Origin of the sequence: Roseofilum sp. SBFL (assembly GCF_017746885.1) — a bacterium.
Taxonomy (GTDB): Bacteria; Cyanobacteriota; Cyanobacteriia; order Cyanobacteriales; family Desertifilaceae; genus Roseofilum.
The window spans coordinates 1-15349 of record NZ_JAGHZH010000189.1 but is presented as its reverse complement, the minus strand read 5'-3'; the positions used below and the strand labels follow the sequence as shown (position 1 = coordinate 15349).

General features: G+C 49.1%; 11 protein-coding genes. 6 read left to right on the top strand and 5 right to left on the bottom strand.

Annotated elements, in window-relative coordinates:
* Positions 1 to 67 precede the first annotated feature (67 nt).
* Positions 68 to 4279, top strand: a complete 4212-nt coding sequence (locus J7545_RS21595; RefSeq protein ID WP_413038561.1) for a DNA-directed RNA polymerase subunit beta' — start codon at positions 68 to 70, stop codon at positions 4277 to 4279.
* Between the two features lie 126 nt (positions 4280 to 4405).
* Here J7545_RS21595 and J7545_RS21590 read toward each other — a convergent pair whose 3' ends face one another.
* The gene (locus J7545_RS21590; protein WP_318699481.1) at positions 4406 to 4579 is read right to left on the bottom strand and encodes a hypothetical protein; all 174 of its coding nucleotides are present in this window, start codon (positions 4577 to 4579) and stop codon (positions 4406 to 4408) included.
* A 322-nt stretch (positions 4580 to 4901) separates the two neighbouring features.
* Between J7545_RS21590 and ald the strand changes: the two genes are divergently transcribed.
* From ald to rsmG, 3 genes are all read left to right on the top strand, one after another.
* A complete protein-coding gene (gene ald, locus J7545_RS21585; RefSeq protein WP_318699482.1) occupies positions 4902 to 5990 on the top strand; it encodes an alanine dehydrogenase in 1089 nt (362 codons plus the stop codon).
* 92 nt (positions 5991 to 6082) lie between these two features.
* A complete protein-coding gene (locus J7545_RS21580; protein WP_318699483.1) occupies positions 6083 to 6205 on the top strand; it encodes a photosystem II protein Y in 123 nt (40 codons plus the stop codon).
* A gap of 227 nt (positions 6206 to 6432) precedes the next feature.
* A complete protein-coding gene (gene rsmG, locus J7545_RS21575) occupies positions 6433 to 7137 on the top strand; it encodes a 16S rRNA (guanine(527)-N(7))-methyltransferase RsmG (RefSeq protein WP_318699484.1) in 705 nt (234 codons plus the stop codon).
* On the opposite strand, the gene J7545_RS21570 is transcribed toward rsmG, so the two are convergent.
* The 4 genes from J7545_RS21570 to serA all read right to left on the bottom strand — a co-directional run bounded on the left by J7545_RS21570 (position 7132) and on the right by serA (position 13167).
* Complete coding sequence (locus tag J7545_RS21570; RefSeq protein ID WP_318699485.1) at positions 7132 to 8913, bottom strand: SLC13 family permease; 1782 nt, start codon at positions 8911 to 8913, stop codon at positions 7132 to 7134. The genes rsmG and J7545_RS21570 overlap by 6 nt on opposite strands.
* 63 nt (positions 8914 to 8976) lie before the next feature.
* Complete coding sequence (locus J7545_RS21565; protein ID WP_318699486.1) at positions 8977 to 9369, bottom strand: DUF732 domain-containing protein; 393 nt, start codon at positions 9367 to 9369, stop codon at positions 8977 to 8979.
* A 57-nt stretch (positions 9370 to 9426) separates the two neighbouring features.
* On the bottom strand, positions 9427 to 11433 hold the full coding sequence (locus J7545_RS21560) for a hypothetical protein (protein WP_318720119.1): 2007 nt from the start codon (positions 11431 to 11433) through the stop codon (positions 9427 to 9429).
* A 153-nt stretch (positions 11434 to 11586) separates the two neighbouring features.
* Positions 11587 to 13167, bottom strand: a complete 1581-nt coding sequence (gene serA, locus J7545_RS21555) for a phosphoglycerate dehydrogenase (RefSeq protein ID WP_318699488.1) — start codon at positions 13165 to 13167, stop codon at positions 11587 to 11589.
* A gap of 257 nt (positions 13168 to 13424) precedes the next feature.
* On the opposite strand from serA, the gene J7545_RS21550 reads away from it, so the two are divergent.
* Complete coding sequence (locus J7545_RS21550) at positions 13425 to 14942, top strand: DGQHR domain-containing protein (protein ID WP_318699489.1); 1518 nt, start codon at positions 13425 to 13427, stop codon at positions 14940 to 14942.
* Between the two features lie 151 nt (positions 14943 to 15093).
* On the top strand, positions 15094 to 15240 hold the full coding sequence (locus J7545_RS21545; RefSeq protein WP_318720118.1) for a hypothetical protein: 147 nt from the start codon (positions 15094 to 15096) through the stop codon (positions 15238 to 15240).
* The last annotated feature ends 109 nt before the right edge of the window (positions 15241 to 15349 follow it).

Below are 15349 nucleotides of genomic sequence, written 5' to 3'. Positions count from 1 at the left end.
AGGGATTCCCCATTCCCTATTTCCCATTCCCTATTCCCTATTTCCTATTCCCCATTCCCTAATTCCCATGATCTTCAAAAATCGCGTTATTGATAAAGGCCAACTGAAAAAACTGATTGCTGCTGCATTTACCCAATACGGTAGCGCTCGAACTTCCCAAATGGCAGACCGGCTCAAAAATCTGGGCTTTCGCTTCGCCACTCGTGCTGGAGTCAGTATCAGTGTAGATGATTTGCAGATTCCTCCATCCAAACAAGAATTACTCGAAGCTGCTGAAGAACAAATCCGCGAAATTGAATTGCGCTATTCTAAAGGTGAAATTACGGAAGTAGAACGCTTTCAACGGGTAATTGATACCTGGAACTCCACCAGTGAAGCCCTCAAGGATGAAGTGGTCCGCTATTTTAAGGCGACCAATCCCCTGAATAGCGTGTATATGATGGCGTTTTCTGGGGCACGGGGGAATATTTCCCAGGTGCGTCAGTTAGTGGGAATGCGGGGGCTGATGGCCGATCCTCAGGGGGAAATTATTTCCTTGCCCATTAAAACCAATTTCCGGGAAGGGTTAACGGTAACCGAGTATATTATTTCCTCCTACGGAGCCAGAAAAGGTCTGGTTGATACGGCCCTGCGGACGGCAGATAGTGGATATTTAACCCGGCGCTTGGTGGATGTCTCCCAAGATGTGATTATTCGCGAACTCGACTGCGGAACAGCCCGGGGAATTACCGTCGAAGCCATGTGCGAGGGCGATCGCGTCCTGATTCCCCTAGCCGATCGCCTGTTGGGTCGCTCTTTGGCTGAAGAGGTGGTCTCGGAAACCGGGGAGTTGGTGGCCAAGCGCAATGATTGGCTCAGTGAAGACCTAGCCAAAGCAGTGGCCAAACACACGAAAACGGTCAAAGTGCGATCTCCCCTGACCTGCGAAGCCGCCCGCTCCGTTTGCCAGGCTTGCTACGGCTGGAGTTTGGCCCACCATGCCCCCGTCGATTTGGGTGAAGCAGTGGGAATTATTGCCGCCCAATCCATCGGCGAACCCGGTACCCAGCTCACCATGAGAACCTTCCATACGGGGGGGGTATTCTCCGGGGCTGCCCGAGATATCCTCGCTCCCACTGGGGGCAAAATCAACTATGCCGAAGTCAAAACCCGTAAAATCAAAACCCAACAGGGCCAAGAAATTCGGGTAGAAACCGGAGGTGTACTCGAGCTGATTGTGGATGTGGAAATCCGGGAGTTGGAGGGCGAAGAGACCGAGCAGAGTGCGGGCGCTCTTGACCAGAAGAAGAAACATAATATCCACAAAATTCCCATCAGTGCGGGGTCTCGTCTGCTGGTGGAAGATGGGCAGATGATTAAGCCGGGGACGATTATTGCCAATACGCCTCCTTCGAGGGCGGCAAGCCGTTCGACGGAGCGGGCAACGAAGGATGTCAGCACCGACATTGCCGGAGAGGTCTGTTTTGAAGGCATCATTCCGGAAGAAAAACGCGATCGCCAAGGAGCAACCACCGTTATTGCCCGGACAGGAGGCCTGATTTGGGTCTTATCTGGAGAAGTCTATAACCTGCCTTCCGATGCCAAACCCGTGGTCAAAAACCAAGACCGGGTGCAATCGCTCGATGTCCTGGCCATGAGTACCATCACCACCAAACACGGTGGACTGGTGCGCCTGCCGGAGGGACCGGAAGGGCGTGAAGTAGAAATTATTACTGCCCAAGTCACTCTAGACCAAGCAACGGTCACCATTAAAGACAAAGGTAGTAAGGAAATCTACTTGATCACGACCCGCGAGGGCGAGCAGTTTTCCCTGCTCGCCACCCCCGGAAGCAAAGTTACCTCTGGCCAGGTCGTCGCGGAACTGATTGACCAGAGCTATCGCACCCTCACCGGTGGAACCGTCCGTTATGCTGGCATTGAAACGAAACGGCGCAGCGGCACGAGCAAATACGGCCAAGAAGTGGTCAAAGGGGGAACCCTACTCTGGATTCCGGAAGAGTCCCATGAAGTCAACAAAGATATTTCCCTGCTGATGGTCGAAGACGGCCAATATGTCGAAGCCGGAACGGAAGTGGTCAAAGATATCTTCTGCCAAACCTCTGGCATCGTCACGGTGGTGCAGAAAAACGACATCCTGCGGGAAATCATCATTAAACCGGGCACACTCCATCTGATTACCGACCCCGAACAGATGCCTACCGAAGGCATCGTTCGTCCTCCAGAAGTGGTCATGGGCCAAGAGGTCGAGCAGCTCTGCACCCTAGAAATCGTCCAAACCCCAGAAGGCATGGGTGCCCTGTTGCGCCCGGTGGCGGAGTACCCCGTCTCGGATAGTCCTCCGGGGCCGTCTACCTCCACGGGCGAAAAAGACCTGATCCAACTGCGCACCGCCCAACGGTTGCCCTACAAAGATGGCGAGCGGATTAAATCCGTTCAAGGCGTAGACTTGGTGCGCACCCACTTAATCCTGGAGATTAACCCGGATTATGCGGGTGAGACCTCGAGTGCGAAAGGAAGTTCCTTGGAGGGCTTAGAACTGGTGGCCGATATTGAACTGGTGCCGGCTCCAGAGTTGAACGAAACCACGGAGGAGGGGGAGGTGATTGAAGTGATGCGCCTCCAGTTGGTGATTTTGGAGTCTCTATTGATTCGCCGGGAAGGGATAGCAGACCTAACCCAAGGACAAATCCGGACGCAACTGTTGGTTGAAGATGGGGCTGAAGTTGGGGCTGGGGATGTGATTGCTTCGACGGAGATTTTGTGTAATTCCCCGGGGGAAATTGCTGGGCTGCGGGAGGAGGATGAGCAGGTTCGGCGGTTGCTGGTGGTTCGAGGGAGCGATCGCCGAACCCTAGATCTGGAAGAGCAAATGGACGAGATCCAGGTGAAGGAAGGAGACCTACTGGTGGCGGGAGAGGAGGTTGCGCCGGGCATTCGGCTTCCAGAGTCGAGCAAGGTTGAGTTCATTGACCCGACGGACAAAACTCTGGTGCTGCGTACGGCTCGTCCGTACCGAGTTTCTCCGGGTGCGGTTCTGCACCTGGGCGATGGGGGACTGGTGCAACGGGGGGATAAACTGGTGCTGCTGGTGTTTGAGCGGGCCAAAACCGGTGACATTATTCAAGGTCTGCCCCGGATTGAGGAGCTGCTGGAGGCGCGCAAACCGAAGGAGGCTTGTGTTTTGGCCCGTCGTCCTGGGGAAATCCAAACGGTGGAAGGGGAAGATGATGTGCGAGCCATCCGGGTTGTGGAAATTGATGGGACTTTGACGACGTATACGCTGCTGCCGGGCCAGAGCTTAATGGTGGTGGAAGGGGAACGAGTCGAAGCGGGAGGCCCGATTTCTGATGGCCAACAAAATCCCCACGAACTGCTGGAGATTAAGTTCGGCTGGTATTTGGAGCAGGGAATGTCCCATTACGAGGCGGCGATGGCGGCTTTGGCTGAGGTGCAACAGTTTTTGGTGGATGCGGTGCAGGGGGTGTATCAGTCCCAAGGGATTGATATTGCGGACAAACATATTGAGGTGATTGTCCGGCAGATGACTTCTAAGGTGCGCCTGGATGATGGGGGAGATACGACGATGTTGCCGGGGGAACTGATGGAGTTATACCAAGTGGAGCAAGTGAATGAGGCGATGTCGATTACGGGGGGAGCGCCGGCTCGGTATACTCCGGTGCTGCTGGGGATTACGAAGGCTTCTTTGAACACGGATAGCTTTATTAGTGCGGCGAGTTTCCAGGAGACGACGCGGGTGCTGACGGAGGCGGCGATCGAGGGTAAGTCGGACTGGTTGAGGGGCTTAAAGGAAAATGTGATTATCGGGCGCTTGATTCCAGCCGGAACTGGGTTTAATGCCTATGAGGATGGGTTTAGGGGCCAAATTGCCCCCGATTATGATACGAGGGGGGATCTCGATGACGAAATTGTGGGATCGGGTCTATCCGACAGCTTCTTGCCTGGCCATGGATATTCGGGTGAGTCGGATGATTCCGAATATGGGGTGATGTCTGATGAGTTTTCTCCCCCGACTGGCCGGAATATGTCCTATCCGATGTTTGATGATTCAGAATCGGATGTGGATGATTTGCAGGATTTGGTGGTCGATGACCGCACAGCCTACCGCTTAGATCCAAAATCGAACGCCCAGAAGACCGGGACGAAAAAGCGTAAAACCCCGAAAGGAAAAGCGAAAAAGGCCGAGCCAGCGATTGATATGGATTTAGATTTGGAAGAGGAAGAGCTAATCTACGATCCGATGGAGGATAATCGGGATTAGCTAGAGCGCCAAGCGCTCTAGAAAAGGCAGTAGGGGCTTGCATCTTTTTGCCCCTACTTGTTGTACTCAGATCGCTTCTCTATGAAGATTCGCGCTCACAAGAGACTGGGCCTATTGCCTTCCCCTTTAATTTAATCCTAACCAGCTTAGAACACCCTGTCCGGTAACATATTCAATAACTAGAGTGACGATAAAACCGACCATGGCAGCTCGACCATTGAGGCGCTCGGCATAATCGTTAAATCCAAGTTTGGGTTGGGGGAGTTTAGGGGATACAGTGGGTTTGAGTTCAACCATCATTGAGGATAAAAGTCGTTAAAGTTTACAATTCTTAATATTTTCCCTAATTATAATGCTATTTGAGTCCTTTCTGCTCAATCAGGGATACCCTAGAGCAGTTATATAGCACATCTCTCTTCTGGAGGAGTACAACTTCAAACCTTAGATCCTAAGTAATACAGGCTATTCCCCAGGGAATAGAGGGAATAGGAAGTAGGAAAGGCAGAAGCCTCTAGGTCCAGTATCCCCTCGTAGTCAGCCAATCTGCACCCAACTTACCCATTTTTAATTTTTAATTGATATAAGCTGGATCTAGAGGGATTTCAGCATGAAGAGGTAATTGATGGATATCGGAGTTCCTAAAGAACGGAAAGATCAAGAATTTCGGGTGGGACTCACCCCTAGTAGTGTGCGGGTGTTGACTGAACGGGGTCATCAGGTCTTTGTGGAAACTGGAGCCGGTGACGGGGCTGGGTTCACGGATGGAGATTACTTAGATGTGGGGGCAAAAATTGTCCCTTCTCCAGATCTGGCCTGGGATCAGGAGTTGGTGGTGAAGGTAAAGGAACCGTTAGCTTCTGAGTATGGGTTTTTGACTTCTGGAAAGTTATTGTTTACTTATCTGCATTTGGCGGCCGATCGCCCCTTAACGGAAAAATTAATAAAATCAGGAACGTTGGCGATCGCCTATGAAACCGTAGAATTACCAGATGGTCGCCTACCCCTGCTCACCCCCATGAGCGTTATTGCTGGCCGGCTATCTGTGCAGTTTGGGGCCCGTTTCTTAGAGCGACAACAGGGAGGCCGAGGAGTTCTATTAGGCGGTATTCCAGGAGTTAGTCCCGGACAAGTCGTCATTCTTGGCGGCGGTGTCGTTGGTACAGAAACAGCCCGCATTGCCATAGGAATGGGAGCCAAAGTCCAAATTCTAGATATTAATGTGGAGCGCCTGGCAGAGCTAGAAACCCTGTTTGACTCAAGAGTGGAACTGCTCTATAGCAATTCGGCCCAAATTGAACGAGTGGTTCCCCAGGCAGATCTGCTTGTTGGTGCGGTCTTAGTCTTAGGTCGTCGTGCCCCTCAATTAGTTTCCCGTAGTTTGGTGGGGAGAATGAAACCGGGTTCTGTGCTGATTGATGTTTCCGTTGACCAAGGGGGATGTATCGAAACTCTACACCCCACTTCCCACACCCAACCCATTTATATAGAAGAAGGGGTTGTCCATTATGGTGTCCCCAATATGCCGGGAGCAGTGCCTTGGACAGCAACCCAAGCCTTGAATAATGCGACGCTGCCCTATGTGTTGCAATTAGCCCATGCAGGAGTTGGTGCTCTGAAGCAAAATCCTGCTTTAGCCAAGGGCGTGAATATCAAGAATAATCATATTGTCCATCCAGCTATTCACGACTGTTTCCCAGATTTGGGGACATAAGCAATTGAGAGTACACAAGCGTCTCACTTTGCGGTAAAACTAGAAGTAAGATAAATCGATAAAAAACTTTACTGAATTTGGAGGAGAACACTATGGATTGGCGTGTAGTCGTCGTTTTGCTACCGATAGCGATAGCTGGAGGATGGGCCCTTTTCAATATTGGTGCAGCCGCTTTAAATCAGATTCAGAACTTGTTAAACAACGAGGAAGCGTAAATTGCGACAATCAGGTTAATTCCTGATGTGTTACAGGGGCTAGGAAATTTAGCCCCCTTGTTATTGGTTCCATGGCATCGATTAGCTTACAGCGTTAACTTGTTACAAATGCCTATTGCCTATGGCCTCCTCCTTGACAACTAGCTGACAACCTTAACTTGTGACCAATGGAGATTTTCCAATCCATTCCCCCCCTACCTCCTTCTCTGGAGATTTGGGAACAGACGATGAGTTGGCAACCGACCCCCAGCCAATTAGATCAATTCCAGCAGCTCTATGGCTTAATTTTAGCGGGGAATCGCCACATGAATTTAACCCGCATTACGGAAGCAACCGAGTTTTGGGAAAAGCATTTATGGGATTCTATTCGCCCTCTGGCGTTTGCTCTATCTTCCTCTCAACCGCAAGATTTACCGCTCCAACCTTGGGCTACAGATCGACCCCTACGAGGTCTGGATATTGGCACTGGGGGAGGATTTCCGGGATTTCCGGTGGCGTTTAGTTTAGGAGCAATTTATCCGCAATTAGAGTTAACCTTGCTCGATAGTACGCAAAAGAAGATCCTGTTTTTAGAAGAGGCGATCGCCACCCTAAAGTTACCCAATATTAGGGCTACTGTGGGCCGAGCCGAACAGATCCATCATCAACCGGACTATTATCAACAGTATGATTTTTGTTTAATCCGAGCTGTAGCCAAAGCTGAAGTCTGTGTACAGTATGCCTTTCCCTTTTTGAAACCAGGGGGGCTAGTCATTTTATATCGAGGGCGCTGGACTCAGGACGAGGAAAAAACCTTCAACCAAACCCTAAACAGTTTTAGAGGAAAGTTAATCTGGATAGATGCCTTTGTCACTCCGCTCAGTGAAGCCACGCGACACTGTATTTATGTGCGTAAGGAATGCTTACCATTACCGATTACCCATTCCCTATAAACCATAGATAAAGTTAATCAATAAGGGAACCGTAAACATCATTAAGATGCTTAAGGGTGCGCCTACTTTGGTAAAGTCAAAGAACTTATAGCCTCCTGGACTATACACCATGGCATTCGTTTGATATCCAATCGGAGTCATAAAACTATTGGAGGCGGCAAAAACAACCGCATACATGAAAGCATAAGGGTTTAAGTCTAGGGTTTTAGCGACTTCTACCGCAATGGGTAACATCAGAATAACGGAGGCATTATTGGAAAGAATTTCGGTGAGCAGGGAAGTAATAATAAAGAAAAAAAACAGTATCCAATAACCTGAAAAATTCCCTCCTAAATGAATTAATTTTTGAGCTAACCATTGAGTTGCCCCAGATTTATTCATCGCTATACCTAGAGGAATTAAACCGGCTAAGAGGAAAATGACATCCCAGCGCACAGACCCATAAACTTCCCCTGGTTTTAAACATCCCGTCATAATCATTAACACTACGCCAGTTAAAGAACTGACTAAGATCGGCAAGATATTAAAAGCGGCTAACAAAATTACTCCGGTTGTAATTCCCAGGGCTGTTTTTGCTTTTTGTCGCCTTGAAATATCTACTGGCTTTTCTTCTAAAACCAGCAATTCGCGGGTCGTTTGTAAACCCAAAAAACTCTGTCTTGGCCCTTGAACCAATAACAAATCTCCAAATTTCAATCGTATTTTACCGAGTCGTCCTTGAACAAATTCTGCCCCTCTTCTAATAGCTAAGACGGTCGCATTGTAGCGTTGTCTAAATCGCAACTCTTTTAAGGTTGTTCCAATCAATCGTGAATTAGATAAAATGAGAACTTCTGCAATTTTTTCTTCTCCTGAAGCAATAACTTTTTCGATAGGTTGTTCTTGAAATTTGACATCAGCCAAAATTTCAAGCCCTCTGGATTCTCGAATTTTTAGTAATTCCTCTCGACTGCTCCGAATCACCAGAATATCACCGGCATTTAGCACTTTATCTCCTAGAGGTTGGGAAAAGCGCTGTTTATCACGAATGATTTCGAGTACATCTAAGTCAAACTTACGCTGAATTTTGGTTCTTTGTAACGTCTTGCCAATTAAGCTCGATCGCGGACTAATGACGACTTCACTGACATAGTCTTTGAGGTTATAATCTTCTCCTACGAGGTAGGTTTGGTGATCGGGGAGTAATTTGGGCGCGACTAAAGCTAAATAGGTGAGACCAATAATAAATACTAATACTCCCAATTTGGTAAACTGAAAGACTGAAAATTCACCATAGCCGAGTTGAGCCGATACACCACTGGCGAGAATATTTGTTGATGTGCCGATTAAGGTGAGCAATCCGCCTAAAATTGTGGAATAGGATAAGGGAATGAGCAGCTTACTGGGTGAAATTTTTTGGCGTTTACTCCATTCTTCAATAATCGGCAAAAAGATGGCTACAATTGCGGTATTATTAATGAATCCTGAGATGGGCCCGACAATTGAACCCATGACGAAAACTTGCTGAGAGGGATTATTTCCTGCCCAACGGATTATCCGGTTCCGAACAACTTGAATCACGCCGGTTTTGGTAATTCCTGAACTGAGGATAAACATGGCCATAACGGTGACTGTAGCAGGATTACTAAAGCCAGAAATTCCTTCTTCAGGAGTGACCAGTCCCAGTAACATTAAAGCAATGGCAATGGAGAGAGCGGTAATATCGGCAGGAAGCCATTCACTAATGAAAGAAATTAAACCAAGAACAACAACGGTCAGCGTGAGAATAATGGACATAGTTGGGGATTAGTGATTTAGAACAGAGAATGAGATGCTTTTCCCTGTTGATTGGTGAGTGTTTTAACGAAGAGGAATTTCGAGCTGTTGTAAGTTGGTGAGGTGTTCGGGGCAAAGGGTGGCAATGCCAGCAACAATGACTTTGCTACTGAATCCAGCAACAGCTTGGGCTTGGGCTTCGGTAACGCCTTCTGTAGCAAGTTGTTGAGCTACCGTGTTTATATGTTCTTCGAGGGTTTGTCCGGAGTTTAAGGCGCTGCATGTTTGTTGGGCTAATTCTAGGGCTTTTTCTTGTCCGATCGCCTGATAAGCTTGTTGTTCGAGGGGCGTTAACAGGGTGGGAAGGAAGTCTTCAAAACTGGCAGGAGTAAGGGGAAGTTGAGCTAATGCAGGGGAGATGAAGCTAACCAGGAGGGAGGTTAGGCTGATACAGGAAAGTTTGGAGATTAAGGACATGGGTTACGAGTTACTGATGAGATTTTTCCTAGTTTAGCAATTGCACCAGGAATTGCCCTAGGGTTCGAGTTCTTCAAATGTGACTTGGTGTAAGTTGGGGGGAACGATCAGGCGGCGGAAACTGGTTTTATGGCTTTCCCGTTGGTCAATCAGTTCGACGGCGATCGCCTCAAATTGGATTTCCATGGCTCCTTTAGGAACAGTAAAGTTAAATACAATACTGCGACGATCTCGACCATCCGGAACTAGATCGACGATCCAGCGCGGTTCTTCTAAGAGGGTACGGGTTTGGGCATCTACTAACCAGTATTTAATGTGGATATGGGGCGATCGCGTGGCTAAAGAGGCTTTAATGGGAATAATTTCTTCAGCGATCCAATCTCGCTCTGGCGCTTCCAAGAGGGGAGTCGGTAAAGGAGCTGGAAAAGATAGGGCTTCTGGTTCAGATGGTTCTTCTAGAGCCTCAGATCCAATATCTGGCTGGGCGTAGCTCCGATCTAAGACAATTTCTTGGGACTCTTCTGCTGGCGCGAGGAGCAAGGGAAAACTGGCGGTACCTTCTAAACTATGGGTAGAGTCCTCTTCGACTAACTCGCCTTCAATCACATTATCTTCTTCAAAGTCTGCCGCGATCGCCTCTTCTTCTTCTGAGTCAGTATTCTCTTCTACCCAATCTTCTGCTTCTTTAGCTAGATCGTTGAGTCGCTCGCTAAATTTATCTTGCAGATGTAGGGAGTGAAATGCTTCATCTACGGGGGAAGGGGGAGAGATTTCTGGGAGTTCGGGCGTTTCTTCCTGGGCTTGGTGATTGAGATTCAGGGGGGGTAAGGTGAGATTGAGCTTTGGTTTGGGGGATTCAGATGAAGGGGGAAGTTGGGGTAAATTGCGATCGGGAGGGGGTTGGATGCCTTGGAGTGAGGGTAATTGCAGATATTTGACTTTGGGAGAGTCAGAGGGGGGAAACAGTTGGGGAGGAAGAGAAGGGGATGCGGACGCTTTCCAGGGTTGATCGGTCTCTGGTGGGGACTCTTTAGCGATGTTAAATAAGTCGAGGTTGACGGCGGGAGGGTTGACAGTGGCAGGTGGAGGTATGGGGTCGCTCGTTAGAGGGAAGGGAAGAATGGATGGTTTGGTCGTTTCTTCCGTATCCCGTCGATTGGTAATGGCCTCCATAAGTTGTTGCAAACCGGTAGTGATACTAAATTGGATTTCGGTGAGGGGTGTTGGGGGAGCTTGGGGGACTTGAGCGGGGAGAGCTGGAGTTATCCAGGACTCAAAGAGTTGAGCTTGTCCGAGGATAAAACACAGGGAGGTTAAGGGAGGTAAGTTAAAGCTGTATTCAAAGGGGATGGGTAGGCTTTGCACAATAAGCTGGTGCTTAAGTGCTTGGAGAATTTCCAAGTTTTGGGGATTTTGCAGAGTAACGGCCAGTTGCAGGGCGATGGGTTGGGGAAAGGTTTGGGGGCGATCGCTGCGTAACTGCCCTGTTATGGTAATGGGAGTGTTGCTGGTTTGCACATACATGGTGCGATCGAGAATGAGTTCCAGGGAGGACAGATCCAGGTTTTCCCAGGATGATGAAGAGCCTAAAACTGGGGTCGGTTTGGGTCGTTTTGGGGGAGGAGGAACGTCAAAGAAGCTACTATCATAGGCTTCGGATTCTTCGGATTCTTCGGGTTCTTGGGGTGCTTCGGGTTCTATCTCTTCTTCTACTTCATCTGGTTCTGGATCTAGACATAACGATTCTAGGGAAACTTGATAGCTTTGGGGGGGTCGATCTGGAGGATGGGCAATACAAGCAATTTCCCATAGTCCTGGTTTCAGGTAAGTGTAGGGAAAGACGACCATCAGGCCTTCTTTATTGGTGTGGTGCTGACGGGTTTGAACTTGGGGAGGGGAGGAGGGTTGCAATTGGTAGCTGAGGTGAATGGCGATCGCCGTTTGCGGATAGCTAGAGCGCAGGACTAAACGATATTGTCCCTCTAAAACTTCTACGCTAGGGGGTTCTAGGGGTAACCAGGCGCGATCGCCGTCTTTTTGAATCAGAAATTCCCAGGCTTTCATGGTTGCTGGCTTGCAGGTGTGCCCATCACGGTTGCTTAATTAGGTCTCATCCTAACCTAATTGGGGTCTGTTGGGCGATCGGATCAACCCTGTTTCTGTACTTCAACCCAGGCTGTAGGGGCGAAAAATTTTTCGCTCCTACGTCCCTAAAGACTACAACATCACTGTATTGGCATCCCGAATTCCAGCAACCTTGAGAATTTCCTCTAAAATACCCTCAGGTAAGGGATCGTCAATCGTCAGTACCATGACTGCATCGCCGCGCACGATTTGCCGTCCGACTTGCATACTGGCAATATTGACATTAAAACTACCTAACAGAGAGCCAATTTTACCAATAATCCCTGGCATATCTCTGTGACGGGTAAACAGCATATGTTGATTGGGCGGTACGTTAATCGGAAATCCATCAACCATAGTAATCCGAATTTCGCCATCACCCAGGAGTGTACCGGTTACCTCATGTTCTTCTGAGGGGCCTTTCGCTTGCAACAACAGAGAACCCTTATAATCGCAGATACTGGCATCACGGGTTTCAATCACGCGAATGCCTCGCTCTTGAGCTTCGATAGAGGCATTTACATAATTAACACGCTCCCGCAGCGCTCGTGAGAGCAAACCCTTGAGTGCGGCAATGACAATGGGTTGACTTTGGTTATTGGCAAGTTCCCCTTGTAGGTGAATATTGAGGCTTTCGACGCGATCTCCCACAAGCTGACTGACGAGATTACCCAACGTTTCCGCCAATTGCAAATAGGGGCGCAACTGTTCCAATGCATCCGGATGCAGTCCGGGAATATTCACTGCCGAGCGTGCAGGCAGTCCCAGAAGCACATCCCGAATTTGTTCGGCCACATCAACCGCGACATTGACCTGGGCTTCCGTAGTGGAAGCGCCTAGATGGGGCGTTAAAATCACCTCTTTACCTAATTTCATCAAGGGAGATTCACTTAGGGGTTCGCTGGCATATACATCGAGGGCTGCACCAGCAATTTGACCATTTTTCAAGGCTTCAGCTAAGGCAACTTCATCAATAATCCCCCCTCTGGCACAATTAATAATCCGGGCAGTGGGTTTCATTTTTGCCAAAGACTCGGCATTAATTAAATTCGCCGTTTCTGGAGTTTTGGGAATGTGGAGGGTAATGTAATCGGATTCTTGCATGAGAACATCCATATCCACCAGCCGACAGCCCAATTGATCCGCCCGTTCTGCGGAGATAAAGGGATCAAAGGCAATGAGCTTCATTCCCATCGCTTTAGCGGCTGTGGCCACATGGGAGCCAATTTTGCCTAATCCAACAATTCCTAGGGTTTTCTTATAGACTTCAGTGCCAACAAACTTTTTTCGCTCCCACTGGCCATTTTTCAGGGACTCGTTAGCATCGGGAATATGACGGGACAGGGATAGCATTAAGGCTAGAGCATGTTCAGCAGCGGCGATCGTATTGCCTTCTGGTGAATTCACGACGATAATCCCTTTGCGGGTTGCTGCGGGAACATCTACATTATCAACCCCGACCCCAGCACGACCGATGATTTTCAGTTGTACACCTGCTTCGATGATGTCTGCGGTGACACGGGTTCCTGAGCGAATCATGAGGGCATCGTATTCCGGAACGATTTTCATGAGTTCTTCAACCGGAAGGCCAGTTTTGATGTCAACTTGAGCAACTTGAGATAGGATATCAATTCCAGCTTGATCGATAGGGTCGCAAACGAGAACTTTAGGCATGATCAGGGGAGAATAACGAACACTTGATAACGGCAGAGCGCGTTGCTCTCCCGCCGTTTTAGCTAACCGTAGGCTATTGTACCGCTAAACCTGGCCTAAAAATGGGGAATAAGGAATGGGGAGCAGGGAATAGGAGGACACAAAGCACGCAGACCCGTGCAGAGGCCACAATGCTGGTTAAACAACAGGCTGATATCAATGAGATAATCAACTTTAACTTTAATTCCCCCACTTATTACTCATTACTTAATTCCCCAATGACCCTCTTCGACGAACTCGATCGCCACCCGCACCAACTCTTCGTACAAAAAACCCAAATGGGAGGAAGCCAAGCCTATCTGGCCTCTGTGACCCTCGAATGGCTCTCTAATCGGGTTCGTTTCGCCCACCAACTGCCCCTATTTCAAAAAAAAATTGACCCCCAAACCCATAATCCGATCCGGGATGCTGAAACCATTGAACAACTGCAACAGCGCCCCCTCGACTGGTCGCGCCAAGCTCCCTTAGCCCAATATCTCGCTGTCCGTCCCAACCACAAATTCCCTCCTTTGCTCGCGGCGATCGGCGCTCCTTGGATCGAAGAACCCTATGCTCCAGAATGGAATGGAGATCTCGCCACTGAGTCAGCCGCCCAATTTACTCCCCTTAACCGCGACCAAACTCTGGGACTACTCAATGTCGACCCTAGTTTCTCTATCTTTGCCCTCGACGGCCAACATCGGCTGATGGGTATCCAAGGTTTGATGGAATTGATCCGTAGTGGTTCCCTACCCAAATATAAGAAAAACAAAAAGCCCACTGGCTCGAGCATCACAGCCGAAGATCTCTGCCAGCACTACCCCATCACTCCCAGTCAACTGCAAAGCCTGCGCCAAGAAACCATCGGTCTAGAAATTATTCCCGCCGTTCTCGCTGGCGAAACCCGCGACCAAGCTAGGAGTCGCATCCGCTCGATTTTTGTCCATGTCAACCTGATGGCGGTGCGCCTGAGTGCTGGTCAACTGGCGCTCTTGAATGAAGATGACGGATTTTCTATTGTCGCCCGTCGTATTGCTGTTAACCACCCCCTGCTGAAAGCAAAAGGCGATCGCTACCCCAGGGTGAACTTCGATAGCACCACCGTCTCGACTAAATCCACCGTTCTCACCACCCTCCCTGCCCTCAAAGACATGGCTGAAGCCTATCTCCAGCATCCCTATCTCCACTGGAAAACCACGGAAAAAGGCCTGATTCCCCTACGCCCGGAAGACGAAGAACTCGAAGAAGCTCTGGCCACTTTTTCCACCCTCTTTGACTATCTTGCTACTCTGCCCAGCTACCAAGCCTTAGAAATGGGAGCGTTGAGTACTGACCTGCGCCGGTTCAGCTTTGAAAGCTATGATGGTGAAGGTCATATGTTGTTTCGCCCTGTGGGTCAAATTGCCCTCGTTCGCGCGATCGGTATCCTCGTGTATCAGCATCACATCAGCCTCACCCGCATCTTTAGCCAACTTTGCCCTTACGATACTCAAGGCGGCTTCAGTCACATCGATCGCTCTGAATCCCTCTGGTACGGCATCCTTTTCAACCCCACCAAAAAACGTATCCAAGTCTCTGGACGAGATCTGGCGACCCGCCTCCTCATCCACCTGATCGCCGACACCCCCGACCCTCTGGATCGGGCCCAACTGCGCCAAGATCTGTCCAACGCTCGCACGTTCCAAGACAAAGCTCTCAACTTTGAGGGTAAATTTGTTCACCCACGCCACCTCACCTTACCGGAGCCATTGGGGTAATGGAGAATAGGCGATCGCATCATTTTCGCCCTTTTCAACTCCTTAACCCATAAATGAACTTTGGTTAAGGGATTATTTGATTCAAAATGCAAAATCGTTCTGAGATTGTGAATTAGAAGTTGTGCTAAATCCTCGTTGAGAATTCCATTGAATGGCTCCATCTCTTCCGGTTAAAAACACTTGGGTGTTGGTGGCTCTCAATGCGGATAAAATGGCTGGATCGAGATCCTCAGAAAGGGCGATCGCCACCTTTGGCTGTATTTTTTCTATAGCAGTGAAAGGGAGAGTTAGGACATAATAGAAAGATGAAGTTAGCGATCGTGAGATGATGCCATCAGCTTATAGTATAGACCTAAGACATAAAGCCGTGGGGGCCTATGATAGAGGGGAGCGTAAGAGCCATGTGT